Origin of the sequence: Pseudomonas sp. GM60 (genome assembly GCF_000282415.1) — a bacterium.
GTDB classification, from domain to species: Bacteria; Pseudomonadota; Gammaproteobacteria; order Pseudomonadales; family Pseudomonadaceae; genus Aquipseudomonas; species Aquipseudomonas migulae.
Genome location: NZ_AKJI01000063.1, coordinates 31,114 through 57,123, shown reverse-complemented (window position 1 = coordinate 57,123; position 26,010 = coordinate 31,114). Strand labels below are relative to the sequence as shown.

Annotated in this window: 21 protein-coding genes and 2 tRNA genes; 18 read left to right on the top strand and 5 right to left on the bottom strand. The window is 60.1% G+C overall.

The window, feature by feature from the left end; translation table 11 throughout:
- Nucleotides 1-188 precede the first annotated feature (188 nt).
- From PMI32_RS13130 to PMI32_RS13160, 7 genes are all read left to right on the top strand, one after another.
- Nucleotides 189-1,223, top strand: a complete 1,035-nt coding sequence (locus PMI32_RS13130) for a ligase-associated DNA damage response exonuclease (RefSeq protein WP_008030073.1) — start codon at nt 189-191, stop codon at nt 1,221-1,223.
- Nucleotides 1,220-2,908 carry an ATP-dependent DNA ligase gene (locus PMI32_RS13135; RefSeq protein WP_008030072.1) on the top strand — a complete coding sequence of 563 codons (1,689 nt, stop codon included), beginning with the start codon at nt 1,220-1,222 and terminating at the stop codon, nt 2,906-2,908. The genes PMI32_RS13130 and PMI32_RS13135 overlap by 4 nt, the downstream gene beginning before the upstream one ends.
- Before the next feature lie 320 nt (nt 2,909-3,228).
- Nucleotides 3,229-4,011: a transporter substrate-binding domain-containing protein gene (locus tag PMI32_RS13140; protein WP_008030070.1), complete on the top strand. Its 783-nt coding sequence runs from the start codon at nt 3,229-3,231 to the stop codon at nt 4,009-4,011.
- Between the two features lie 56 nt (nt 4,012-4,067).
- Nucleotides 4,068-4,796, top strand: a complete 729-nt coding sequence (locus PMI32_RS13145; protein ID WP_008030068.1) for an ABC transporter permease — start codon at nt 4,068-4,070, stop codon at nt 4,794-4,796.
- A complete protein-coding gene (locus PMI32_RS13150) occupies nt 4,793-5,503 on the top strand; it encodes an ABC transporter permease (RefSeq protein WP_008030066.1) in 711 nt (236 codons plus the stop codon). Before PMI32_RS13145 ends, PMI32_RS13150 begins: the two co-directional genes overlap by 4 nt.
- A 12-nt stretch (nt 5,504-5,515) precedes the next feature.
- Complete coding sequence (locus tag PMI32_RS13155) at nt 5,516-6,634, top strand: succinylglutamate desuccinylase/aspartoacylase family protein (RefSeq protein WP_008030064.1); 1,119 nt, start codon at nt 5,516-5,518, stop codon at nt 6,632-6,634.
- 13 nt (nt 6,635-6,647) lie between these two features.
- Nucleotides 6,648-7,412, top strand: a complete 765-nt coding sequence (locus PMI32_RS13160; RefSeq protein ID WP_008030062.1) for an ABC transporter ATP-binding protein — start codon at nt 6,648-6,650, stop codon at nt 7,410-7,412.
- Nucleotides 7,413-7,515: 103 nt separating this feature from the next.
- Here the strand turns inward: PMI32_RS13160 and PMI32_RS13165 are convergent, their stop codons facing one another.
- Together PMI32_RS13165 and dcd are read right to left on the bottom strand one after the other, a co-directional pair.
- Complete coding sequence (locus PMI32_RS13165; protein WP_008030060.1) at nt 7,516-7,725, bottom strand: hypothetical protein; 210 nt, start codon at nt 7,723-7,725, stop codon at nt 7,516-7,518.
- Between the two features lie 107 nt (nt 7,726-7,832).
- Entirely contained in the window at nt 7,833-8,399 is a 567-nt protein-coding gene (gene dcd / locus PMI32_RS13170) for a dCTP deaminase (protein WP_008030058.1), read from the bottom strand.
- Between the two features lie 353 nt (nt 8,400-8,752).
- On the opposite strand from dcd, the gene PMI32_RS13175 reads away from it, so the two are divergent.
- Complete coding sequence (locus PMI32_RS13175) at nt 8,753-8,962, top strand: cold-shock protein (protein ID WP_002554837.1); 210 nt, start codon at nt 8,753-8,755, stop codon at nt 8,960-8,962.
- A gap of 110 nt (nt 8,963-9,072) precedes the next feature.
- Here PMI32_RS13175 and PMI32_RS13180 read toward each other — a convergent pair whose 3' ends face one another.
- The gene (locus PMI32_RS13180) at nt 9,073-10,080 is read right to left on the bottom strand and encodes a DUF481 domain-containing protein (protein WP_008030056.1); all 1,008 of its coding nucleotides are present in this window, start codon (nt 10,078-10,080) and stop codon (nt 9,073-9,075) included.
- 253 nt (nt 10,081-10,333) lie between these two features.
- Between PMI32_RS13180 and PMI32_RS13185 the strand changes: the two genes are divergently transcribed.
- The 4 genes from PMI32_RS13185 (at nt 10,334) to PMI32_RS13200 (ending at nt 15,107) form a co-directional block, all read left to right on the top strand.
- Nucleotides 10,334-10,687, top strand: coding sequence for an MGMT family protein (locus PMI32_RS13185; protein WP_008030054.1), 354 nt, complete (start codon nt 10,334-10,336; stop codon nt 10,685-10,687).
- Between the two features lie 43 nt (nt 10,688-10,730).
- Nucleotides 10,731-12,290 (top strand): AmpG family muropeptide MFS transporter, encoded by a 1,560-nt coding sequence (locus PMI32_RS13190; RefSeq protein ID WP_008030052.1) that lies wholly within the window; start codon nt 10,731-10,733, stop codon nt 12,288-12,290.
- Between the two features lie 130 nt (nt 12,291-12,420).
- A complete protein-coding gene (locus tag PMI32_RS13195) occupies nt 12,421-14,136 on the top strand; it encodes a proline--tRNA ligase (protein ID WP_008030050.1) in 1,716 nt (571 codons plus the stop codon).
- Between the two features lie 17 nt (nt 14,137-14,153).
- Nucleotides 14,154-15,107, top strand: a complete 954-nt coding sequence (locus PMI32_RS13200; protein WP_008030049.1) for a hypothetical protein — start codon at nt 14,154-14,156, stop codon at nt 15,105-15,107.
- A gap of 94 nt (nt 15,108-15,201) precedes the next feature.
- Here the strand turns inward: PMI32_RS13200 and dinB are convergent, their stop codons facing one another.
- Nucleotides 15,202-16,263, bottom strand: a complete 1,062-nt coding sequence (gene dinB / locus PMI32_RS13205; RefSeq protein ID WP_008030047.1) for a DNA polymerase IV — start codon at nt 16,261-16,263, stop codon at nt 15,202-15,204.
- 301 nt (nt 16,264-16,564) lie between these two features.
- Here dinB and PMI32_RS13210 point away from each other — a divergent pair.
- The 4 genes from PMI32_RS13210 to PMI32_RS13225 all read left to right on the top strand — a co-directional run bounded on the left by PMI32_RS13210 (nt 16,565) and on the right by PMI32_RS13225 (nt 21,328).
- Nucleotides 16,565-16,641: transfer RNA gene (locus tag PMI32_RS13210), tRNA-Met, on the top strand.
- A gap of 394 nt (nt 16,642-17,035) precedes the next feature.
- Nucleotides 17,036-17,112, top strand: a tRNA-Met gene (locus PMI32_RS13215).
- A gap of 278 nt (nt 17,113-17,390) precedes the next feature.
- Complete coding sequence (mprF, locus tag PMI32_RS13220; RefSeq protein WP_008030043.1) at nt 17,391-20,033, top strand: bifunctional lysylphosphatidylglycerol flippase/synthetase MprF; 2,643 nt, start codon at nt 17,391-17,393, stop codon at nt 20,031-20,033.
- Nucleotides 20,033-21,328: a virulence factor family protein gene (locus tag PMI32_RS13225; protein ID WP_008030041.1), complete on the top strand. Its 1,296-nt coding sequence runs from the start codon at nt 20,033-20,035 to the stop codon at nt 21,326-21,328. The genes mprF and PMI32_RS13225 overlap by 1 nt, the downstream gene beginning before the upstream one ends.
- A 532-nt stretch (nt 21,329-21,860) precedes the next feature.
- Here PMI32_RS13225 and PMI32_RS13230 read toward each other — a convergent pair.
- Complete coding sequence (locus PMI32_RS13230) at nt 21,861-23,762, bottom strand: potassium transporter Kup (protein WP_008030040.1); 1,902 nt, start codon at nt 23,760-23,762, stop codon at nt 21,861-21,863.
- 287 nt (nt 23,763-24,049) lie between these two features.
- Between PMI32_RS13230 and rimO the strand changes: the two genes are divergently transcribed.
- Together rimO and PMI32_RS13240 are read left to right on the top strand one after the other, a co-directional pair.
- Nucleotides 24,050-25,387 (top strand): 30S ribosomal protein S12 methylthiotransferase RimO, encoded by a 1,338-nt coding sequence (rimO, locus tag PMI32_RS13235; RefSeq protein ID WP_008030039.1) that lies wholly within the window; start codon nt 24,050-24,052, stop codon nt 25,385-25,387.
- Between the two features lie 113 nt (nt 25,388-25,500).
- Nucleotides 25,501-25,974, top strand: coding sequence for a GNAT family N-acetyltransferase (locus tag PMI32_RS13240; protein ID WP_008030037.1), 474 nt, complete (start codon nt 25,501-25,503; stop codon nt 25,972-25,974).
- Nucleotides 25,975-26,010 lie beyond the last annotated feature (36 nt).

The window sequence follows — 26,010 nt, the reverse complement described above, 5'->3', positions numbered from 1 at the left end:
GTAGGAGCGAGCCTGCTCGCGAAAAACGTCGGTTCAACGCGTTCATTCAGACAGCACGCGTTATCGTTGACGTCCATCGCGAGCAAGCTCGCGCCTACAGGGGGCGTCGTTTTTCTGTGAAGTTTCGATAGAACTTCTGACCTCGCCCAAACCTCATAGCTAACAAGTCCCTCCATTTTGGTAACAACATGGATCTTGTTATCGCGCGTCCCGAAGGTTTGTACTGCCCCGCCGGGGATTTCTATATCGACCCGTGGCGGCCAGTCGAACGTTCGGTCATCACTCACGCCCACGGCGATCATGCCCGAGGCGGCAACCAGCATTATCTGGCAGCCGCGCCCGGCGAAGGCATCCTGCGCGCGCGACTGGGCCAGGACATCAATCTGCAAACCCTGGCCTATGGCGAGCGGTTGCTGCATCACGGCGTCACCCTGAGTTTCCACCCCGCCGGCCATGTACTCGGTTCGGCGCAGGTGCGCCTGGAATATGGTGGCGAAGTCTGGGTCGCCTCCGGGGATTACAAAATCGAACCCGACGGCACCTGTGCGCCATTCGAGCCGGTGCGCTGCCACACCTTCATCACCGAATCGACCTTCGGCCTGCCAATCTATCGCTGGCCGCCTCAGGCGCAGGTGTTTGCCGAGATCAATCAGTGGTGGCAAGCCAATGCCGCCGAAGACAAGACCAGCGTGCTGTTCTGCTATTCCTTCGGCAAGGCGCAGCGGATTCTCCACGGTATCGACGCGCGCCTCGGCCCTATTCTGGTGCACGGCGCCGTCGAACCGCTCAACCGGGTGTATCGAGAAAGCGGCGTTTACCTGCCACCAACGATCCACGCTGGCGAGGTGAAAAAGAGCGACCCGATGATGCGCAAGGCGCTGGTCCTGGCCCCGCCCTCGGCGGGCGGCAGCACCTGGATGCGGCGCTTCGGCGATTACAGCGATGGCTTCGCCAGTGGCTGGATGCGCTTGCGTGGCACGCGTCGGCGACGGGGAGTGGACCGGGGTTTTGTGCTGTCGGACCACGCCGACTGGCCAGGCCTGCTCTGGGCAATCGAACAGACCGGTGCCGAGCGCGTGATGGTCACCCACGGTTCGGTCGCGGTCCTGGTGCGCCATTTGCGCGAGCAAGGTTTCGACGCCCAGGAATTCACCACCGAGTACGGCGACGACGAGGAAGACATCACCGACACCGAACCGCAAAGCGCCGAGGTGCTGCCGTGAAGGCCTTTGCCCGGTTGTACGCCGAGCTCGACGCGACAACGTCCAGCAACGCCAAACTGGCGGCGATGCAACATTACTTCGCTCAGGCCGCCCCGGAAGACGCCGCGTGGGCGGTGTACTTTTTGTCCGGCGGGCGACCTCGGCAACTGGTGCCGGTGCGCATCCTGCGTGAACTCGCCGAGGCGTATTCCGGCCTTTCGCCGTGGTTGTTCGAAGAGAGTTATCAGGCGGTGGGCGATCTGGCGGAAACCATCTCGCTGGTGCTGCCCGAAGCGTCCCACAGTTCCACCGACGGGCTGGCGGTGTGGATCGAAGACAAACTGCTGCCCTTGCGCGGCGAATCTCCCGACGTGCTCGCCCAGCGATTGCCCGAACTCTGGTCGCAACTGGACCGCCCCAGCCTGATGCTCTGCATCAAACTGATCACCGGCAGTTTTCGCGTCGGCGTCTCCAAGTTGCTGGTAACCCGCGCCTTGGCAGCGATGGCGCGGCTCGACAGCAAACGCGTGGCCCAGCGGCTGGTGGGTTACACCGACCTGTCCAGCCGTCCCAGCGCAGCCAGTTACCTGAAACTGATCGCCGCCGAGTCGGCCGATGAACATTCACAACGGGGCGGCCAGCCGTATCCGTTTTTTCTCGCCCACGCGTTGTCGCAACCGGTAGAGCAATTCGAAACCCTGCTCGGCCCCGCCAGCAACTGGCAAGTGGAATGGAAGTGGGACGGCATCCGCGCCCAAGTGGTCAAGCGCGATGGGCGACTGTGGATCTGGTCGCGCGGTGAAGAATTGGTCACCGAGCGTTTTCCCGAATTTGACAGCCTGGTTCACGGTTTGCCCGACGGCACGGTGATCGACGGCGAGATCGTTGCGTGGAAAACCGCACCACCGAGCACCGAAGATGCCTTCGATCCACTGGCGCCGAACCCACCGACGGTGCAACCGTTCGCCCTGCTGCAACAGCGGATCGGCCGCAAGACCCTGGGCAAGAAAATCCTCGATGAAGTGCCGGTGGTTGTACTGGCTTTCGACTTGCTGGAATGGCAAGGCGCTGACTGGCGCAACCAGCCTCAAGCCATGCGGCGCAACCAACTGGAACAGGTCATCACCCAGTGCAATAACCCGGTGTTACTGCCCTCCCCGGTGTTGACCGGCAAAGACTGGCTCGACCTCGCCCGCCAACGCGAAGCCTCGCGCCGCCTCGGCGTCGAAGGCATGATGCTCAAGGCCCGGGATGCGCTGTATGGCGTCGGCCGGACCAAGGACATGGGCGTCTGGTGGAAGTGGAAAGTCGACCCGTTCAGCATCGACGCCGTGTTGATTTACGCACAACGCGGCCATGGTCGCCGAGCCAGTCTGTACAGCGATTACACGTTCGCGGTGTGGGACAGTCCGCCCGGCGCCAACGAGCGCACGCTGGTGCCATTCGCCAAGGCGTATTCAGGGCTCACCGACGAGGAAATGCGCCAGGTCGACAGCATCGTACGCAAGACTACGGTGGAGACATTCGGCCCGGTGAGCAGTGTAAAACCGAGCCTGGTGTTTGAATTGGGGTTTGAGGGGATCGCCTTGTCCAAGCGCCACAAGAGCGGGATTGCGGTGCGGTTTCCGCGGATGTTGCGGTGGCGCAAAGACAAGAGCGTTGACGAGGCTGACAATCTCGCCACCCTGCAGAATTTACTCGGCTGAACGCAGCCCCTGTAGGAGCCAGCTTGCTGGCGATGGACGTTAACGATGACGCGTTCTCTCTGAAGAAACGCGGTGCTTTCAGATTCTTCGCTGGCAAGCCAGCTCCTACAAAAAGCAGGACCGTGCGCTCAATGACGGTGCAGCTATTTCCCGGCGCCCGTTTTCGTGCATAAATCCCGTCCAGCCATTTCTTGAATCACCTTTTAAAACGCTTGTTCGGGACTCTGGTTCGGAAATTGCTACTTTCAATAGGTCTTACGCTTTCCAGTAACAATAATTCTGCGCCACAAGCGCTCATATTGGTTCTTAGGGATTGAATAATGAAAAAAGCATTGCTGACCCTTTCTGCACTGGCGTTGTGCATGGCTGCCGGCTCCGCGCTGGCCAAGGAATACAAAGAACTGCGTTTTGGCGTTGACCCTTCCTATGCTCCGTTCGAGTCGAAAGCGGCCGACGGTAGCCTGGTGGGCTTTGATATCGATCTGGGCAATGCCATCTGTGCCGAGCTGAAGGTCAAGTGCAAATGGGTCGAAAGCGATTTCGACGGCATGATTCCGGGCCTGAAGGCCAACAAATTCGACGGTGTGATCTCTTCGATGACCGTCACCCCGGCCCGCGAAAAAGTCATCGACTTCTCCAGCGAGCTATTCTCCGGCCCAACCGCTTATGTGTTCAAGAAAGGTTCCGGCCTGACCGAAGACGTCGCGTCCCTGAAAGGCAAGACCGTAGGCTACGAGCAAGGCACCATCCAGGAAGCCTATGCCAAGGCCGTGCTGGACAAGGCTGGCGTGAAAACCCAGGCCTATCAGAACCAGGATCAGGTGTATTCGGACCTGATGTCCGGTCGCCTCGATGCCGCGATCCAGGACATGTTGCAAGCCGAACTGGGCTTTTTGAAGTCGCCAAAGGGCGAAGGCTACGAAGTCAGCAAGCCGGTTGACAGCGAATTGCTGCCAGCCAAAACAGCTATCGGTATCTCTAAAGGTAACAAAGACCTCAAGGCACTTTTGGATAAAGGTATCAAAGCGTTACACGATGATGGCACCTACGCCACCATTCAGAAGAAACACTTTGGCGATCTGAATCTGTACAGCGGCAAATAATGCCCGGCGCCCATCTCGCGATGGGCGCTTTTTTCATCCGATCAGGTTGCTGATTTATGTTCGAAAACCTATTACAAAATCTGGGGCTCTCAGCCTTCAGCCTCAAGGGCTTCGGTCCGTTGCTGATGGAAGGCACCTGGATGACCATCAAATTATCGGCGTTGTCGCTGCTGGTGGCCGTGTTGCTCGGCCTGCTCGGCGCCAGTGCCAAACTGTCAAAAGTCAAACTCGTGCGCGTCCCGGCGCAGGTCTACACCACGCTGATTCGCGGCGTGCCGGACCTTGTGCTGATGCTGCTGATTTTCTACAGCCTGCAAACCTGGTTGACGTCGTTCACCGATTTCATGGAATGGGAATACATCGAGATCAACCCGTTCAGCGCCGGGGTCATTACCCTGGGCTTCATTTATGGCGCGTACTTCACCGAAACCTTTCGTGGCGCGATTCTCGCGGTGCCACGGGGCCAGGTCGAAGCGGCCACCGCCTATGGCCTCAAACGTGGCCAGCGGTTCTGGATCGTGGTGTTCCCGCAGATGATGCGTTTCGCCCTGCCGGGTATCGGTAACAACTGGATGGTGATGCTCAAGGCCACTGCGCTGGTGTCGATCATCGGCCTCGCCGACCTGGTCAAGGCTGCCCAGGACGCCGGCAAAAGCAGCTATCAACTGTTCTATTTCCTGGTGCTGGCTGCGCTGATTTACCTGCTGATCACCAGCGCCTCCAACGTCATCCTGCGCTGGCTTGAACGCCGCTACGCCGCTGGCTCCCGGGAGGCCGTACGATGATCGAACTCCTGCAGGAATACTGGAAACCCTTCCTTTACACCGACGGCTACAACATCACCGGCCTGGCCATGACCCTGTGGCTGCTCAGTGCGTCGATCTTCATCGGTTTCCTCGTGTCGATCCCGCTGTCCATCGCCCGGGTGTCGCCGCACTTCTACATTCGCTGGCCGGTGCAGTTCTACACCTACCTGTTTCGCGGGACGCCGCTGTATATCCAGCTGCTGATTTGCTACACCGGCATCTACAGCCTGGCCGCCGTGCGAGAGCAGCCGATACTCGATGCGTTCTTTCGCGACGCGATGAACTGCACCATCCTCGCCTTCGCCCTGAACACCTGCGCCTACACCACGGAGATTTTCGCCGGGGCGATTCGCAGCATGGCCCACGGTGAAGTCGAAGCGGCCAAAGCCTACGGCCTGACCGGCTGGAAGCTGTATGCCTACGTGATCATGCCGTCAGCCCTGCGTCGCTCGCTGCCTTATTACAGCAACGAAGTGATCCTGATGCTGCACTCGACCACCGTGGCGTTCACCGCGACCATCCCGGACATCCTGAAAGTCGCGCGGGACGCCAACTCGGCGACCTTCCTGACCTTCCAGTCGTTCGGCATCGCCGCGCTGATCTACCTGACCGTCACCTTTGCGCTGGTCGGCCTGTTCCGCCTCGCCGAACGCCGATGGCTGGCCTTCCTCGGGCCGACCCACTAGGACTTTTCGCACATGCGCCACCAGATACATGACTTGCTGGCCCCCCTGCCGGGGACCGCACGACAGATTCACAGCTTCCACTTCGGCCCGACGTCGGCCCAGGGCAAGATCTACATCCAGGCGTCCCTGCACGCCGATGAAATGCCCGGCATGTTGGTCGCCTGGCACCTCAAACAACGCCTGGCCGAGCTGGAAGCCGCCGGCCACCTGCGCAGCGAAATCGTGCTGGTGCCGATTGCCAACCCGGTCGGTCTCGAACAAGTGCTGATGGATGTACCGCTGGGCCGCTACGAGCTCGAAAGCGGGCAGAACTTCAACCGCTGGTTCGTCGATTTGAGCGAGGAAGTCGGCAATGAGATCGAAGGCCAGCTCGGCGACGATCCGCAGCGCAACCTCGAACTGATCCGCAACAGCCTGCGCCAGGCTCTGGCGCGACAGACTGCCAGCACTCAACTGCAATCCCAGCGCCTGATCCTGCAACGACTGGCCTGTGACGCGGACATGGTGCTGGACCTGCATTGCGACTTCGAAGCGGTCGCGCACCTCTACACCACGCCCGAGGCCTGGCCACAGGTCGAGCCGCTGGCCCGCTACATCGGTGCCGAAGCGAGTCTGCTGGCCACCGATTCCGGCGGTCAGTCGTTCGACGAATGTTTCACCCTGCTCTGGTGGCAGTTGAAAGAGCGCTTCGGCGAACACTTCGACATTCCGCTCGGCAGCTTCTCGGTCACCGTCGAATTGCGTGGCCAGGGCGACGTCAATCACCCGTTGGCCAGCCTCGACTGCCAGGCGTTGATCGATTACCTGATTCACTTCGGCGCGATTGCCGGCGAACCGGCGCCACTGCCGGAACTGCCGTATCCCGCCACGCCGCTGGCGGCCGTCGAACCGGTGGCCACGCCCGTGGGCGGTTTGCTGGTGTTCACCGCGCTGCCGGGGGAATACCTGGAGGCCGGGCAACTGATCGCCGAAATCGTCGACCCGATCAACGATCTCGTCACCCCCGTTCACTGCACCGTCGCCGGGCTGATGTACGCCCGCTCGCTACGGCGCATGGCCACTGCCGGCATGGTGATCGCCCACGTCGCGGGCACCGAAGCCTATCGCAGCGGCTACCTACTTTCGCCTTGAGGATGCATGCCCCATGTACAAACTGACCATCGAAGGCCTGCATAAAAGCTATGGCGATCATCATGTGCTCAAAGGCGTTTCACTCAAGGCCAACACCGGCGACGTCATCAGCCTGATCGGCGCCAGCGGCTCGGGCAAAAGTACCTTTCTGCGCTGCATCAACTTTCTCGAACAGCCCAACGACGGCGCCATGAGCCTGGACGGCCAGAACATCCGCATGATCAAGGATCGCCACGGCATGCACGTGGCCGACGCCGATGAACTGCAACGGATCCGCACCCGCCTGGCCATGGTGTTCCAGCACTTCAACCTGTGGAGCCACATGACCGTGCTGGAAAACATCACCATGGCTCCGCGCCGGGTGCTGGGTTGCAGCAAGCAGGAAGCCGAGGACCGCGCACGTCGTTACCTCGACAAGGTTGGCCTGGCCGCACGCGTGGCCGACCAGTACCCGGCGTTTCTTTCCGGGGGCCAGCAACAACGGGTGGCCATTGCCCGTGCGTTGGCCATGGAGCCGGAAGTCATGCTGTTCGACGAACCGACCTCGGCGCTCGACCCGGAGCTGGTGGGTGAAGTGCTCCGAGTGATCCAGGGCCTCGCCGAAGAAGGCCGGACCATGATCATGGTGACCCACGAAATGAGCTTCGCCCGCAAAGTGTCGAGTCAGGTGCTGTTTCTGCACCAGGGCCTGGTCGAGGAAGAAGGCGCGCCGGAAGACGTGCTGGGCAATCCGAAGAGTGAACGGCTGAAGCAGTTCCTCAGCGGCAACCTGAAGTAAACATCAATCACTGTGGGAGCGGGCTTGCTCGCGAATGGGGCGTGTCAGTCAAATCATCGGTGACTGACACGCCCCATTCGCGAGCAAGCCCGCTCCCACATGATCACACAACCGGCGCGGGAGGCGGCTCATCCGGCAGGGTCGGCTCACCAGGTTCGGAGGGTTGTTCGTTGGGGGTATCGGGATCAGGCTGGCCGGGGATGCCACCCGCCATGCTGATAGGCGGATGTGCCAGCAACGACCAGGCCAAAACGCCAACCTGATTGGGCTCAAGCCTTGCCAGTTCGGCACTTATACGCGGGTCGATCTTCATATAGCACTCCTGAGCGATGGCCCGATCCGCCTTGCGCGGATCGGAACAGTACACCCCATAGAGTGTACGCTCGCCCAGGAATTCCCACGGTTTGTCAGACGGTTGACTCAGGTGCGTGGCAGCGTCACGCCGCGTTGGCCCTGATACTTGCCGCCACGGTCCTTGTAGGACACTTCGCACTCTTCGTCGGACTCAAGGAACAGCATCTGCGCCACGCCTTCGTTGGCGTAGATCTTCGCCGGTAGGTTGGTGGTGTTCGAGAATTCCAGGGTCACGTGGCCCTCCCACTCAGGCTCAAGCGGGGTGACGTTGACGATGATGCCGCAGCGGGCATAGGTGCTTTTGCCCAGGCAAATGGTCAATACGTTGCGCGGAATACGGAAGTATTCGACGGTGCTGGCCAGGGCGAAGGAGTTCGGCGGGATGATGCAGACGTCGCTGTGGATATCGACGAAGCTGCCGGCATCGAAGTTTTTCGGGTCGACGATGGCCGAATTGATGTTGGTGAACACTTTGAAGTGATTGGTGCAGCGAACGTCGTAGCCGTAACTCGACACGCCGTAGGAGATCACTCGGCTGTCGTCGCTGCCGCGCACCTGGCGCTCGACGAATGGTTCGATCATGCCCTGCTCTTGCGCCATGCGGCGAATCCACTTGTCCGATTTGATGCTCATGGCGGGTGTCCTGAATAGCGAGGTGGAAAAAATCTGTCCGGCATCTTACCGGGGCGCGCCGCCGGTTCAAAGTCCGGGGCACAATTCTTGGCGATCCCCCTTAAATTCCGGACCTCGACGGCAATACAATGCACCGTCAGTCACGAAAACAGAGAAACCTTCGCAGGAAGCATTGGCACGTTCCGGAAAAAGGGTTAAGGTGGCGCCACTGTGCTGCTTGTGTCACTGAGAATCTCTACACGATATGTTGAATTTCGATCCAACCATCTACAAGAATTTTTCCTGCTCTTTGCACTCAGTCTCGGCCAGGGTTCTTCCTGAGTCGCAGTTATCTTTGTTCAAGGAGTTACACCATGTCTAATCGCCAAACTGGTACCGTTAAGTGGTTCAACGATGAAAAAGGCTTCGGCTTCATCACTCCACAATCCGGTGACGACCTGTTCGTTCACTTCAAAGCTATCCAATCCGACGGCTTCAAAAGCCTGAAAGAAGGCCAACAGGTTTCTTTCATCGCTACCCGCGGTCAGAAAGGCATGCAAGCTGAAGAAGTTCAAGTTATCTAACTTGTACTTGCTTTAGTAAAAAGCCCCGCCTTTAAAAGCGGGGCTTTTTTGTGCCTGTGTGTTTTGCAGGCACAAAAAAATCGCAGCCCATGGCTGCGATTTTTTGCGTCTTACCAGGCCACACCAAACCCAGCGGTGTAGCGGGTCTTGTCCAGATCGGCATCGTCTGTACCGCTGATGATGTCTCGCTCGGCCTTCAGGTTAAGCGACGCCCACTCGGTCACTTTGTAGCGCAAGCCCATTTCGGCGTCGAGCGCATAATCCGCCACACCTGACAACGGCTTGCCCACTTCGCCATTGGTGAAGAATTCCACCTTCTTGCCGATCAGGTAGCGGTTGTAATCCCACTTCATCGCCAGGGAATAGAAGTTGTCCTTGCTGCCGTCGGAGAACTGGTAGTCCGTATGGTTGACCAGCGAACCCAGCGAGAATGCGCCTAGCTCGTCATCCCAAAATTGGTAACCCGGACCGGTACCGACGGTGCGCTGACGGGAGAGCTCTTCAACCTTGTCGCGTTTATAAACCGCACGGCCCTGCCAGAACCACTTCTCGGTCAGGAAGCGGTCGAGCGAGTACTCGCCCCGCCAGTTGTCGGTGGTGACCACGTCATCCTGGAATTCACGGTTGTACTCGCCTTCGGCGATATGCCGCCATCTGCCATGGCGCGCAGTGGTCTTGAAGTCGATGTCGTAGTCGTCGGTGTCCTTTTCCGCCCGCTGGTAATCCAGCGCCGCATCGATATTGCCTTTCCAGACCAGATCTTCGACCACCGGCTTGGGCTTGAGAATCTGCTGGATACTCGCCAGCTCGACGGTCTTCGGTGCTTCGCCGTTTTCCAGCGTCACCTTGCCATCGTCCGCCGCGCGCAGCGACTTGGCCTTCTCGCCGCTGTAGGCATCCTGCTTGACCAGCAACTCCTGATCGCTCTCCAGGGTTTTGACCTGCTTCCAGTCGATCGGAACCGAACCGGCGTATTCGGTCTGGATCACCAGCTTGCCGCCGTCGAACAGAGTGATCTTGCCACTCAGCTTGTCACCGTTCTTCAACCACACGGTGTCGGCGAGCAAGGGCGTGGAAGCACTCAGGACAGCGAGGCACAACAGGGTTCTGGACACCATAAGCAAAGACAGGCTCAAGTTTGCGAAAAAAGTCGGCATTATCCATAGGAATAAGGCCCTAACAAGGACTGACCCGCCCATCTCTATTGAGTTCATTTCTCAATTACTGATCGAGGATTTACCCTACAGACGGTCGGCCACTGTAGGAGCGAGCCTGCTCGCGATAAACTCAGGATCGACGCGTTTTCCCAGACAGCTCGCGTTATCGTTAACGACCATCGCGAGCTCGCTGGCACCTAAAGGGATCCCGGATGTGACCGACGCCGATGCAGAAACCGAAAGCCCTGCGCAAATCCGACGCACGGCGCTGTACCTCACTCTGGCGCAGGTGCCCGAGGGCAAAGTCGTGAGTTATGGTCAACTTGCCGAACTCGCAGGACTGGGTCGCGCCGCGCGCTGGGTCGGTCGTACGCTCAGCCAGTTGCCCGGCGACACCAAACTGCCCTGGCACCGGGTGCTCGGTGCCGGCGGTCGGATCAGCCTACCCGTGGGCAGTCCTTCCGGGGACGAGCAACGCGCACGATTGCGCTCCGAAGGCGTCAGTGTCCTGAACAATCGTGTTGATATTCAGCGCCATGGCTGGCGCCCGGTAGAGCACAGCGGTTAGAGTGCGCGCTTTGTTTCCGTAATCTTGAGGCAGACTTCAGCCCATGCCCCGTAAAACCTGGCGCGCCGCGCTCGCCGCCTATGCCAGCCCATCGACACTTGTGCTGTTGTTGCTTGGTTTCGCCGCCGGCCTGCCCTACATGCTGGTGTTTTCGACACTGTCAGTCTGGTTGCGTGAAGCCGGTGTGGCTCGCGAAACCATTGGCTATGCAAGCCTGATCGGTCTGGCCTACGCCTTTAAATGGGTCTGGTCACCGTTGCTGGACCAATGGCGCCTGCCATTTCTCGGCAAGCTCGGTCGCCGTCGCTCGTGGTTGGTACTTTCCCAGGCACTGGTAATCCTCGGCTTGATCGGGATGGGTTTCTGCGACCCGCAAAAACACTTGTCCTGGCTGATCGCCATTGCCGTAGTCGTGGCCTTCGCCTCGGCGACGCAAGACATCGCGGTCGATGCCTATCGACTGGAAATCGCCGAAGACAGCCGACAGGCTGCCCTGGCCGCCAGCTACATGTCCGGCTATCGGATCGCGGCACTGCTGGCCACCGCCGGCGCCCTGTTCTTCGCCGAAGGCTTTGGCTCCACCGGTTTCAACTACAAGCATTCGGCATGGGCCGGCACTTACCTGCTGTTCGGCGCCCTGATGGTTCCGGCGTTGCTGACCTCTTTCTTCATGCGCGAACCGCCGGTGCCGTTGCGCACGCAATTGCAGGCCGGGCGCTACAGCTTCGTGCATCAACTGGCCTCGGTGTTCGTACTGATCGTGCTGCTGGTTTCCGTGCCGGCCATGTTCACCCAGCTCTACAACACCGACTTCGCCAGCGTGCTGTTTGACGGCGTCAGCCTGCTCGACCTGCTGCTCCAGGACCGCGCATTCCTGCGGGCGATCCTCTACACCTCGCTGACTGCGATGTGCCTGTCGGCCATGGGCCGTCGTGGCCTGGCGCCGGTGCTGACACCGGTCAACGACTTCATTCTGCGTTACCGCTGGCAAGCGCTGCTGCTGCTCGGGCTGATCGCCACGTATCGGATGTCGGATACGGTGATGGGCGTGATGGCCAACGTGTTCTATATCGACCAGGGCTTCACCAAGGATCAGATTGCCAGCGTCAGCAAAATCTTCGGCCTGATCATGACGCTGGTCGGCGCCGGCATGGGCGGCCTGCTGATCGTGCGTTTCGGCATCCTGCCGATCCTGTTCATCGGCGGCGTGGCGTCAGCGGGCACCAATTTGCTGTTCCTGATGCTCGCCGACATGGGCGCCAACCTGAACATGCTGATCCTGACCATTTCCCTGGACAACTTCAGCTCGGGACTGGCGACCTCCGCGTTCGTCGCCTACCTGTCGAGCCTGACCAACCTCAAGTTCTCCGCCACCCAATACGCCCTGCTCAGCTCGATCATGCTCCTGCTGCCGCGCCTGATCGGTGGCTATTCCGGGGTCATGGTGGAAAAGTTCGGTTACCATGATTTCTTCCTGATCACCGCGTTGCTGGGCGTTCCGACGCTGGTGTTGATCGCCTTGCACTGGTTCCAGGAGAGCCGCCGCGAAGGCCCGACCCCAAAGCCTGAACCGGTTCCAGCCCAGGTCGCAGAAGAATCGTAGGAAGCATCGCAAAGGGCGTGGAGATTCCCGCCCTCCTGCCACACCACCGACCGCGCGCCTGTACGCCAGCAGATCTCGCCCGTACAATGCTCCGTCATTTCTCGTCATCAGCAACCGACAACGGCCAACCATGCGCACCAGTCAATTTTTGCTCGCCACACAGAAAGAAACGCCTTCCGACGCGGTCGTCATCAGCCATCAGCTGATGCTGCGCGCCGGCATGATCCGCAAACTCGCCTCGGGCCTGTACACCTGGCTGCCGATGGGCTTGCGAGTGATGCGCAAGGTCGAAGCCATCGTTCGTGAAGAAATGAACGCCGCAGGCTCTCTTGAAGTGTTGATGCCGAGTACACAACCGGCTGAACTGTGGCAGGAATCCGGTCGCTGGGAAGAATACGGCCCTGAATTGCTGCGCTTCAAGGATCGCCACGGTCGCGACTTCTGCGCCGGCCCGACCCACGAAGAAGTGATCACCGACCTGATGCGCAACGAGTTGAGCAGCTACAAGCAGCTGCCGATCAACCTGTATCAGATCCAGACCAAATTCCGTGACGAAATCCGCCCACGCTTCGGTTTGATGCGCGGCCGCGAATTCATCATGAAGGACGCCTATTCGTTCCACGCTGACCAGGCTTCGCTGCAGGTCACCTACGACCGCATGCACCAGGCGTACTGCAACGTATTCACCCGCCTGGGCCTGAAGTTCCGCCCGGTTGAAGCCGATAACGGCTCCATCGGCGGCGCTGGCTCCCACGAATTCCACGTGCTGGCCGAATCCGGCGAAGACGATATCGTCTTCAGCAACGGTTCCGACTACGCCGCGAACATCGAGAAAGCCGAAGCGGTACCGCGCGAAACCTCCCGCGCCGCGCCGGCTGAAGAGATGCGCCTGGTCGACACGCCGGATACCAAGACCATCGCCGCGCTGGTGGAAAAATTCAATCTGCCGATTGAAAAGACCATCAAGACCCTCGTGGTTCACGCTGAAGAGAAAGGCAAGCTGATTGCCCTGATCATCCGTGGCGACCACGAGCTGAACGAAATCAAGGCCGCCAACCAGCCTGGCGTTGCCAGCCCGCTGGTCATGGCGTCCGAAAGCGAACTGCGCGACGCCATTGGCGCCGGTGCCGGCTCCCTGGGCCCGTTGAACCTGCCGCTGCCGATCATCATCGACCGTTCCGTCGAGCTGATGAGCGACTTCGGTATCGGTGCGAACATCGACGACAAACACTACTTCGGCGTGAACTGGGAGCGTGACCTGCCGGTTCCTACCGTTGCCGACCTGCGTAACGTCGTGGCCGGTGATCCGAGCCCGGACGGCAAAGGCACCCTGGAAATCAAGCGCGGCATCGAAGTCGGGCACATCTTCCAGCTGGGCAACAAGTACAGCAAAGCGATGAAGTGCGAAGTGCTGGGCGAGAACGGCAAGCCGGTCACCCTGGAAATGGGTTGCTACGGCATCGGCGTTTCCCGCGTGGTGGCTGCGGCCATCGAGCAGAACAACGACGCCAACGGGATCATCTGGAGCGACACACTGGCTCCATTCCAGATCGCGCTGGTGCCGCTGCGCTACGAAACCGAACAGGTTCGCGAAGCGACCGACAAGCTGTACGCCGAGTTGACTGCGGCCGGCTTCGAAGTGCTGCTGGACGATCGCGACAAGAAAACCAGCCCGGGCATCAAGTTCGCGGACATGGAGCTGATCGGCATTCCTCACCGGATCGTGGTCAGTGACCGCGGCCTCGCCGAAGGCAATCTGGAATACAAGAGCCGCACCGAGCCCGAGGCGCAAGCGCTGCCGGTCGCTGACGTGCTGTCCTTCCTCCAGGCCCGTATCCGCCGCTGACACCAGATAGAGAAGTCATGTTCAAGCGAAACACCTTAGGCCTCGGTGGTGCCGCCCTGTGCGGCACCCTGCTGGTCAGCGGCTGCGCCAATCACATGTCGCAACGCAGCGAGCACGAGGCTCGTGTCGAGCGCAAATTGCTCGATCACAGCCTGCAGATCGATGTCGGTGAGCCCAAGGTGCTTGAGCTGCCGCAACGTCGGGTGAAGATCCACGAGCAGAAGACCTTCGAAGTCACCGAGTTCGAAGTCACCCGTCATTACGATCGCTACACGCCTTACCAACCCTGGCGGGAGGTCTACGAGATCCCGCTGGGCGCGGTGGCCGTGGTGGCCGGTGTCGGCGCGAACGTGGTCAACGTGTTCGCCCTCGGCAACCTGCCGGACAGCGTGACCAAGGACTGGTTCAGCTACGGTTTCGCCGGGCTCAACCCGTTCATGAACGCGCCGTCCCACGGTCGTGCGCAGCAGAACCTCGCCGGTATCGACGAAGTCCAGCTCGACAAGCGCACCGAATACTCGAGCCTGCCCTGGAGCGAGCGCCCGGTGGAGGTCAAGGCCGGCAAGGAAACGTTCGAGCTGAGCACCGACAAAAACGGTGTGTTGCGCCTGAACCTGTTGGACAGCCCGTTCGCTGAACATGACATCAATCACCTGAGTCGACTGCTGATCAAGGTCGAAGATAGTCAGGACGATGTACACACGGATTCGACCCTGGCGGTCAGCAGCTCGTTGCGCGGCAAATTGCTCGAAGCCCACGGGCTGATTTACGACGATCTTGAAGACGACGAAGTGAGCCAGTGGGTACACCGGGTCAAGCGTCTGTCGGAGCTGGGTCTGGAAGAAGAAGCCAGTGAGCTTGAACAGAGTTTGATTGAGCTGACGCGTAACGATCCTGAGTTGCAGACCGAATTCCTCAAGTCGCTGACCAAGGATGCCGGGCGACTCGTCGCGGATCCGGGACCGAACTAAAAGCTTCGCGGGCAAGCCTCGCTCCTACAGGTCTCGCATAGTCCCTGTAGGAGCGAGGCTTGCCCGCGAAGAGGCCATCACATTCACCGCTAAACTACCGCTCAAACAACTCCATCTGCTCAAACCCTCCGCGCAAATCCTCCAGCCTCACCCCGATCCCCAACAACCGCACCGGTTTCCCGCCGCGATTGAACGCCTGGGTCAGCAGCAACTGATAACTCCCCAGATCCCGCCCTGCCCCGGCCTGCTCCAGCGTGGTCTGGGTAAAGTCATGGAATTTCACTTTGACGAACGGTTTGCCCGGCCGATAGCTGTTGTCGATTCGCGCCATGCGGCCCGCCAGGGTTTCCAGCAACTCGGGTAATTTATCCAGACAGCTCACCAGATCCGGCAGATCCACGTCATAGGTGTTTTCGACACTGATCGATTGCCGCCGACTGTCGTTGTGCACCAACCGATCATCGATCCCACGGGCCAGACTCCAAAGCCGCTCGCCAAAACTGCCGAATTCACGCACCAACGCCAACTTGTCCCATTCGCGCAAATGCGAACAATCGACAATGCCGAGCCTGCCCAGTTTGTCGGCAGTTACTTTGCCAACGCCATGGAGCTTGCTGACGGGCAAACCGCTGACGAAATCCTCGACCTGATCCGGCGTAATGACAAACAAGCCATTGGGCTTCTTCCAGTCGCTGGCAATCTTGGCCAGGAACTTGTTCGGCGCCACGCCGGCTGAAACCGTGATGTGCAGCTGATTGGACACCCGACGACGGATGTCCTGGGCAATTCGCGTGGCGCTGCCGCCGAAGTGCGCACTGTCCGACACGTCGAGGTAAGCCTCATCGAGGGAAAGCGGCTCAATCAGGTCGGTGTAATCGCGAAAGATCGTGTGAATTTCCTTCGAGGCTTCCCGGTAGGCGTCCATGCGCGGCTTGACGATGGTCAGGTCAGGGCACAACTTCAAGGCGTGCCCCGACGACATCGCGGAACGCACGCCATACGCCCGCGCTTCATAGTTACAAGTGGCGATCACCCCGCGCCGATCCGCCGAACCACCCACCGCCAGAGGTTTTCCGGCGAGGCGCGGGTCGTCGCGCATCTCGATGGCAGCGTAGAAGCAGTCACAATCGACGTGGATGATTTTTCGCTGGCTCATATAAAAGCGGTGTTCATGGCGTAGAATTGGAGTCAAGGCGTGCCGGATCTGCAGTATCTCACCGACACCTGTATATAGCACCAGTAGTCTGAATGTTCTTACCCAATGGTAGGAAAAGTTACAGATGAATTTATTTTCTCAATCGAAAGCGCCCCTGCGATAGAGCTGCAAGCCTTGCCAGGCCTGACTCACAGCCGATCACACCGCCCTCTTTCAGAGCTAAGCGATTGAACCAGAACAGGTTTTATCTGGATTGAAGGTTGACAGCCCGGCGTTCCTCTGTAGAATGCCGACACACAGACGCGGGATGGAGCAGTCTGGTAGCTCGTCGGGCTCATAACCCGAAGGTCGTCGGTTCAAATCCGGCTCCCGCAACCAAACATCAAAAAAGGCTACTCGAAAGAGTGGCCTTTTTTGTGCGCGCGTGTTTTGCCATGCGATTCGATTTCAATTCATGCACGCTTTCCTGTAGGAGCCGGCTTGTCTGCGGGCGGCGCTCCGACGATGGTCGTTAACGATAACGCGTGCTGCCTGAATCAACGCGGCGCACTCGAGTCCATCGCCAGCAAGCCGGCTCCTACAGGTAATGCGCATCGGTGCGTCCCCCAACATTCCGTGAGAAATTTGTTTTTTGACAGCACGGAGAAATCGTTCTGATTCCGAAACTTAACGCTCCCCTGCGACCGTTCGCCGCTTATTTACGCTTATTTGACCCAGCGCCGGATTAACGGTTGACACACCAGCGTATCTCTATAGAATGCCGCCACACAGACGCGGGATGGAGCAGTCTGGTAGCTCGTCGGGCTCATAACCCGAAGGTCGTCGGTTCAAATCCGGCTCCCGCAACCAAACATCAAAAAAGGCTACTCGAAAGAGTGGCCTTTTTTGTATCTGTTGAAAAAGTCCTTTCGCAACAATGACCTGTCACTGTGTAGGGAAGCGTTCGGGATCACCTGAGTTCTGAGTTCAGACTATGCTGAATCGCAGACCGAACCCCCTACGACGGATACCATGCCATCGCCGCTGATCGGCGAGAGGCGTTAATATTTGTGATTATTTTTTTCTACAGGGATTGGTAACTTGGCTGGATACCCCCATCCTGTCGCGCACAATCCAAGAGGTGATTGATGCGCGCCAACTCGTCTGATTCACAAGACACCGTCACAGCGACACAACCGATCAAGGCCGAGCGTCTGCGCTTGCTTGATCTGGTCAGCAAGTACCGTCAGCCCATTGGCCTGGCGGTCACCCTGCTGTTGTTCGCTATCGCGCTGATTGCCTGTCGCCACCTGTTGAGCGAACTCGATCTTTACGCTCTGCACGACTCCATTCTCGACGTACCGAAACCGGCACTGCTCGGCGCATTGGCCGCAACTGTGGTCGGCTTCATCATCTTGCTTGGCTACGAGTGGTCGGCCAGCCGCTATGCCGGCGTGACCCTGGCGCCGCGGCTTCTTGCCCTGGGCGGGTTCACGGCATTTGCCATCGGTAATGCCATTGGCCTGTCGATGCTCTCGGGAGGCTCGGTTCGCTACCGTTTATATGCGCGTCATGGCCTGGGGGCTTCCGATGTCGCGCACATGACGCTGTTCGCCAGCCTCTCGCTCGGCTGCGCCCTGCCCCCGCTGGCCGCCCTCGCCACGCTCAGCAACCTGCCTGCCGCCTCTGCCGCCCTGGGTCTCTCTCAGATGCTGCTGGGTGCGATTGCCGCCGCTGTATTGCTGTTGTTTACCGTATTGGCCGTCGGCATCTATCGCCGGCGCCTGCCAGAGCAGCCTTATGCAGACAACCTGCTGGTCAAGGTCGGTCGTCGCACCTTGCGCCTTCCTGGCCGTCGCCTGACGTTCCTGCAACTGGTCATTACCGCCCTCGACGTAGCTGCCGCCGCGACCGTGCTGTATCTGTTGCTGCCGGAAGCTCCGCCCTTCGGTGCATTCCTGCTGGTGTACCTGCTGGCGTTGGCCGCTGGCGTGCTCAGCCATGTTCCCGGTGGAGTCGGCGTGTTCGAGGCGATTCTGCTGGCCGCCTTCGCCGACAAACTTGGCGCCGCGCCGCTGGCCGCCGCGTTGCTGCTCTATCGCCTGATCTACGTGGTGCTGCCGCTGCTGGTCGCGTGCTTGCTGCTGTTGGTCAATGAAGGCCAGCGTTTGTTTCAGACGCGCCAGTCTTTGCGTGCAGCCTCCGGCCTGGCCGCGCCGATTCTGGCGGTGCTGGTGTTTCTGTCCGGCGTGGTGCTGCTGTTCTCCGGCGTGACCCCGGAAATCGATACGCGCCTGGAACACATCGGTTTCCTGATTCCTCATCGACTGGTCGACGCTTCGCACTTCGGCGCCAGCCTGGTCGGCGTGCTTTGCCTGCTGCTGGCCCAAGGCCTGCGTCGACGCCTGTCGGCCGCGTGGATGCTGACCACCATTCTGTTGCTGGTCGGCGCCGTGCTCTCGCTGCTCAAGGGTTTCGACTGGGAAGAAGCCTGCCTGATGACCTTGACCGCGAGCCTGCTGGGGGTTTTCCGGCGCTCGTTCTATCGCCCGAGCCGCCTGACCGAACTGCCGTTTTCGCCGCTGTATCTGGTGTCGAGCCTTTGTGTACTCGGTGCGTCGATCTGGCTGCTGCTGTTCGCTTATCAGGACGTTCCCTACAGCCATCAACTCTGGTGGCAGTTCACCCTCGATGCCGACGCCCCGCGTGGCTTGCGCTCGCTGCTCGGCGCCGCCGTGCTGTTGGTGGTGGTGTCCCTGACCTGGCTGCTGCGCACCGCACGCCCGGTGATCCACCTGCCCACGCCGGACGAACTGGACCGCGCGGTAAAAATCCTGATGGCTTCCGCACAACCGGACGGTGGCCTCGCCCTGACCGGTGACAAGGCGCTGCTGTTTCACCCTAACGACGAAGCGTTCCTGATGTACGCCCGCCGTGGACGCAGCCTGGTGGCCTTGTATGACCCGATCGGCCCGACCCAGCAACGGGCGGAAATGATCTGGCAGTTCCGCGACCTCTGTGACATCCACCACGCCCGCCCCGTGTTCTACCAAGTACGCGCCGAAAACCTGCCGTACTACATGGACATCGGCCTGACTGCGATCAAGCTCGGCGAAGAAGCCCGGGTCGATCTGCAGCGCTTTGATCTCGAAGCCAAGGGCAAAGAGATGAAAGACCTGCGCTACACCTGGAACCGTGGCACCCGTGATGGCCTGTCGCTGGAGATCCATGAGCCAGGGCATGCGCCGATGGATGAGCTCAAGGTGATTTCCGATGCCTGGCTGACCGGCAAGAACGTGCGCGAGAAAGGCTTCTCCCTCGGTCGTTTCGGCGATGACTACCTCAAGCATTTCCGCATCGCTGTCATCCGTTTCGAAGGGCGCCCGGTGGCGTTCGCCAATTTGCTCGAGACTTTCGGCCATGACCTGGCCAGCCTCGACCTGATGCGCGCACACCCGGACGCCCCCAAACTGACCATGGAATTCATGATGGTCGGCCTGATTCAACATTATAAAAATCATGGATACGCGCGTTTCAGCCTGGGCATGGTGCCGCTGTCGGGGTTGCAACCCCGTCGTGGCGCACCACTGACCCAGCGTCTGGGCTCGATGGTTTTCCGCCGTGGTGAGCAGCTGTACAACTTCCAAGGCTTGCGCCGCTTCAAAGACAAGTTCCAGCCTGACTGGGAACCCCGTTATATGGCTGTGCCCGCCGGACTCGATCCGCTGGTTGCCCTGGCCGACACTGCTGCCCTGATTGCGGGCGGCTTGACTGGATTGGTGAAACGCTGATGATTCAACGCTCCTTGCGGTACGTACTGGGCACACTGGTAGTGCTGGCCCTGATTCTCGGTGGCGGTTACTGGTACCTCAAACGCCCGGCGCCAGAACCGACGCTCGAACGGCTGACACCGGCCGACGGCGCCGCGATGACCCGCGTCATCCCCGGCAACACGCCGCGCGCCCAGGTGCTGGTGGCGGTCAATGACGACCAGAAGCTCAGCGACAAACAATTGATGACCCTGAGCCGCAGCGGCTCGGCGCAGATCGTTCAGGTGATCCTGCCCAAGGACTGCCTGTTGCAAAGCCGCGCCCTGCAATCCGGCCTGAGAGAACTCAAAGGCCCGGCGACGCTGGTCAGCGGCATCGGCCCTGGCGCCGTGCTGGCATGGCGCTGGTTGTCCGAGCAGAAGGACGACAAGTCCCAGGCCGTTTCGGTGGACCTGGCCCTGGAAAAACCCGGCTGCACCCACCTGCTGCCGAAAAGCGCCGCTCACGGTCACTGGCTGGTGGCATGGAACGACAACCCGGACGACACCAGCGCCGGCTTCGTGCGCGACCAACCCAACGCCGAAACCAGCATCAGCGACTACGACATCAACCTGCCGCAAGTGCTGAACAACGAACTGCGCAAGCTTCTCGTCGGTGGCGACAAAGCCGCTGGCGGCCTGCAGATTCCAGTGGTTGAAGTCCCGGCCGGCCAGGCCAAGGACACCGTCACCCTGTTCCTCTCCGGTGACGGCGGCTGGCGCGACCTCGACCGCGACGTAGCGGGCGAAATGGCCAAGATCGGCTACCCGGTCGTCGGCATCGACACCCTGCGCTACTACTGGCAGCACAAGAGCCCGGAGCAAAGCGCCCTGGACCTCGCTGAACTGATGCAGCACTACCGGCAGAAATGGGGGACCAAGCGCTTCATCCTGACGGGCTACTCGTTCGGCGCTGACGTCCTGCCGGCAATCTACAACCGCCTGGAAGCCTCGGAACAGCAGCGCGTCGACGCAATCATCCTGCTGGCCTTCGCCCGCACCGGCAGCTTCGAAATCGAAGTCGAAGGCTGGCTCGGCAACGCCGGCAAGGAAGCCGCCACCGGCCCGGAAATGGCCAAGCTGCCGCCGGAGAAAGTGGTGTGCATCTTCGGTGAAGAAGAAATCGACGAAAGCGGCTGCACCGACAAGACCGCCGTAGGCGAAGCCATCAAACTGCCCGGCGGCCACCACTTCGACGAGAACTACCCGAAACTGGCCCAACGGTTGGTGGATGTGATCGAGAAGCGCCAGGCGAAGGAGACGGCGGCTCAGGAGTGACCTGAACCCGCCCACAAAAAAGCCCCCGCTGCCTTACGGTAGCGGGGGCTTTTTTATAGTTCTTCACCGATTACCGGGAAACACAGAACCTGTAGGAGCCAGCTTGCTGGCGATGGTCGTTAACGATTACGCGTACGGACTGGTTCACCGCGGTGCACTTGAGTCCATCGCCAGCAAGCTGGCTCCTACAATGCTTCAGCCTTTCCTGGCGTGCCGTCCTCGCATATCGTCGTGGCCGATTGCGCAGGTCTCATCAAAACCGGTCAGGCGCTCCAGAACGGCTGCTTCAGTCCGAATGTCATCCAGCTCGTCGAGCGTTTCTTGATACACAAAAAAGCCAGCAACACGGTCCCTGTAGGAGCCAGCTTGCTCGCGATAGCGGTCTGTCAGGCAACATTAATGGTGCATGTTAATCCGCCATCGCGAGCAAGCTTGCTCCTACATTGATTCTTCATCGTGCTTACGTTATGCACCTGGCCACAAAAAAGCCCCCGCTGCCGCATTGGCAACGGGGGCTTTTGATGTCGCGGCCTTACATCTCGACCTGCGTCCCCAACTCAATCACCCGGTTCAGCGGCAGATTAAAGAACCGCAAATTGCCATTCGCGTTCTTCAACATGAACGCAAACAACGCCTCGCGCCAGCGCGCCATCCCCTCAAGTTTCGAGGCGATGACCGTCTCGCGGCTGAGGAAGTAGGTGGTGCGCATCGGGCTGAAATCCAGATCATCGAGGTGACACAACTTCAGCGCTTGCGGCACGTCCGGTTCGTCGATAAAGCCAAAGTGCAGGATCACCCGGAAGAACCCTTCGCCGTGGGATTCCACCTCGAATCGCCGTGTCGTCGGTACTCGCGGGATGTCTTCGTACACCACCGTCAGCAGCACCACTTGCTCGTGCAGCACCTGGTTATGCAGCAAGTTGTGCAACAACGCGTGGGGTACGGCGTCTGGCCGCGCGGTGAGGAACACGGCGGTGCCCTGGACGCGATGCGGCGGTTGCACGGCGATACTGCTGATGAAAATCGGCAGCGGCAGCCCGCCTTCGTCCATGCGCTCCACCAGCAGTTGTTTGCCGCGCTTCCAGGTCGTCATCAGCACGAACAGCGCAATACCGGCGATCACCGGGAAGGCCCCGCCCTGCACGATTTTCGGCACGTTGGCGGCGAAGTACACGCCATCGACCAGCAAAAATCCCAACAGGACCGGCACCGCAAGGACCGGTGGCCATTTCCATAGCAGCAGTATCACTGCCGACACCAGAATGCTGGTCATCAGCATGGTCCCGGTCACCGCAACGCCGTAAGCCGAGGCCAGGGCGCCGGAAGATTCGAAACCCAGCACCAGCAGCACCACGCCGACCATCAGCGCCCAGTTCACCGCACCGATGTAGATCTGGCCTTGCTCGGCGCTGGAGGTGTGCTGGATGTGCATGCGCGGAATGTAGCCGAGCTGGATCGCCTGGCGGGTCAGGGAGAACGCGCCGGAAATCACTGCTTGCGAAGCAATCACCGTGGCCAGGGTCGACAGGCCGACCAGGGGAATCAACGCCCAGCTTGGCGCCAACAGATAGAACGGGTTACGCGCCGCTTCCGGGTCACCGAGCAGCAAGGCGCCCTGGCCGAAGTAGTTCAGCACCAGCGCCGGCAGCACGAGGATGAACCAGGCGCGGGCAATCGGCTTGCGTCCGAAGTGGCCCATGTCGGCGTACAGCGCTTCGGCACCGGTCAACGCCAGCACCACCGCGCCGAGGATCGCCACGCCCATGCCTGGGTGAACGATAAAGAAGCGCACGCCCCAGACCGGGTTCATCGCTTGCAACACTTCCGGATGCTGCATGATGCCGTAGACGCCCAGCGCGCCCAGAACCAGGAACCAGGTGACCATGATCGGCCCGAACAGGATGCCGATTCGCGCGGTGCCGTGGCTCTGGATCAAAAACAGCGCCACCAGCACGATCAACGACAGCGGCACCACCCAATGGTCGATGCCTTCGAAGGCCAGCCCCAGACCTTCAATCGCCGAAAGCACGGAGATCGCCGGAGTGATCATGCTGTCGCCATAGAACAGCGCCGCGCCGATCAGCCCGCAGACCACCAGCAACGTGCGCAACTTCTTGTGCCCCGCCGCTGCCCGCCGCGCCAGCGCGGTCAACGCCATGATCCCGCCTTCGCCCTGGTTGTCGGCGCGCAGGACAAACATCATGTACTTGATCGAGACGACCCAGATCAGCGACCAGAAGATCAGCGCCAGGATGCCCAACACGCCGTCATGGTTGACCGGTACGCCGTAACCACCGGAAAACACTTCTTTGAGGGTATACAGCGGGCTCGTGCCGATATCGCCGTAAACCACCCCGACCGCCGCGACCAGCATACCGATCGGCTTCGCCGCCGAATGCTCGGCACCCGCCGCCTGACTACTTGCCTGACCCATCCAACACTCCTACTACCCAGACCGGACTTCTTGGAAGAAGCACTATGCTTTGTCACGCAGCATGCGCTGTTTTACATGACGTTACAGACGTTTTGTTGACTGTAAAAAATCGGTAACGCGTAACGGCGCGAAGCATAGCGCAGCACTCGTCGTATTTCCCTCCATAAAGCTGGTCAAGTGCGTCTCTCATCGCTAGAATTGCGCACTTTTTGATCAGAGGCGCAACAAGCGCCCGTCTGTCGCCTTGCCGTCTTCGGCTGGAGGCGTCACAAATACCGAGGTTAGACATGTCCACCACTCCTGCGCCGGCCAATCCAAAGGTTGGCTTCGTATCCCTGGGTTGCCCCAAAGCACTGGTCGACTCCGAGCGCATCCTTACCCAGCTGCGCATGGAAGGTTATGACGTTGTGTCCACTTATCAGGACGCCGATGTCGTGGTGGTCAACACCTGCGGTTTCATCGACTCGGCCAAGGCAGAATCTTTGGAAGTGATCGGCGAAGCCATCAAGGAAAACGGCAAGGTCATCGTGACCGGCTGCATGGGCGTCGAAGAAGGCAACATCCGCAACGTACACCCGAGCGTGCTGGCCGTGACCGGTCCGCAGCAGTACGAGCAAGTGGTCAACGCCGTGCACGACGTCGTGCCGCCGCGTCAGGATCACAACCCGCTGATCGACCTGGTGCCGCCGCAAGGCATCAAGCTGACCCCGCGCCACTACGCGTACCTGAAAATTTCCGAAGGCTGCAACCACAGCTGCAGCTTCTGCATCATCCCGTCGATGCGCGGCAAGCTGGTCAGCCGCCCGGTCGGTGACGTCCTCGATGAGGCCCAGCGCCTGGTCAAGGCCGGCGTCAAAGAGCTGTTGGTGATCTCGCAAGACACCAGCGCCTACGGCGTCGACGTGAAGTACCGCACCGGTTTCTGGAACGGCGCGCCGGTGAAAACCCGCATGACCGAACTCTGCGAAGCCCTGAGCACTCTCGGCGTCTGGGTTCGTTTGCACTACGTTTACCCGTACCCGCACGTCGACGAGCTGATTCCGCTGATGGCCGCCGGCAAGATCCTGCCGTACCTGGACATCCCGTTCCAGCACGCCAGCCCGAAAGTCCTGAAATCGATGAAACGCCCGGCGTTCGAAGACAAGACCCTGGCGCGCATCAAGAACTGGCGCGAGATCTGCCCGGACCTGATCATCCGTTCGACCTTCATCGTCGGCTTCCCCGGCGAAACCGAAGAAGACTTCCAGTACCTGCTGAACTGGCTGACCGAAGCCCAGCTCGACCGCGTCGGCTGCTTCCAGTACTCGCCGGTTGAAGGCGCACCGGCCAACGACCTGGACCTGGACATCGTCCCGGACGACGTCAAGCAAGACCGCTGGGACCGCTTCATGGCGCACCAGCAAGCCATCAGCTCGGCGCGCCTGCAAATGCGCGTCGGCCGTGAAATCGAAGTGCTGGTCGATGAAGTCGACGAGCAAGGCGCGGTTGGCCGCTGCTTCTTCGACGCTCCGGAAATCGACGGCAACGTGTTCATCGACAACGGAAGCAACCTGAAACCGGGCGACAAAGTCTGGTGCAAGGTTACCGACGCCGACGAATACGACTTGTGGGCTGAACAGATCTAAACGCAAAAAATACGCAAAGCCCTGCTCTCTTGACGAGATGCGGGGCTTTTTTACGTCTATCGTTTTGTGGGAGAAAGGACTCGCGCCATCCACTGCAAAAGGGGCATTCGGCCATGCGCCAACATTCGGTCATCCACACGCCGAAACAGAGCGACTACCAGGAACTGACTCGGGTCTGGGAAGACTCGGTGCGCGCCACCCATGACTTTCTGCCGGACAGTTACATCGAACTGCTGAAGAATCTGGTGCTGACGCGCTACCTCGACGCGGTGATGCTGATCTGTACCAAAGACTCGCGCCAGCGCATCACCGGGTTCGCCGGCGTGGCAGCGGGCAAAGTCGAAATGCTCTTCATCGACCCGGCCCACCGTGGCCAGGGCCTGGGCAAGCAGTTGCTGCGTTATGCCATGGAACACCTGAACGCCGATGAACTGGACGTCAATGAACAGAACCCGCAGGCGCTGGGGTTCTACTTCAAACAGGGCTTCGAGGTGATCGGCCGCACCGAGCATGACGGCATGGGGCAGCCTTATCCGTTGTTGCATATGCGGCTGCGCCAAACCCGGCAACAGTCGAGCAACGGCTAACACACCACGCAACTGTAGGAGCCGGATTGCTGGCGA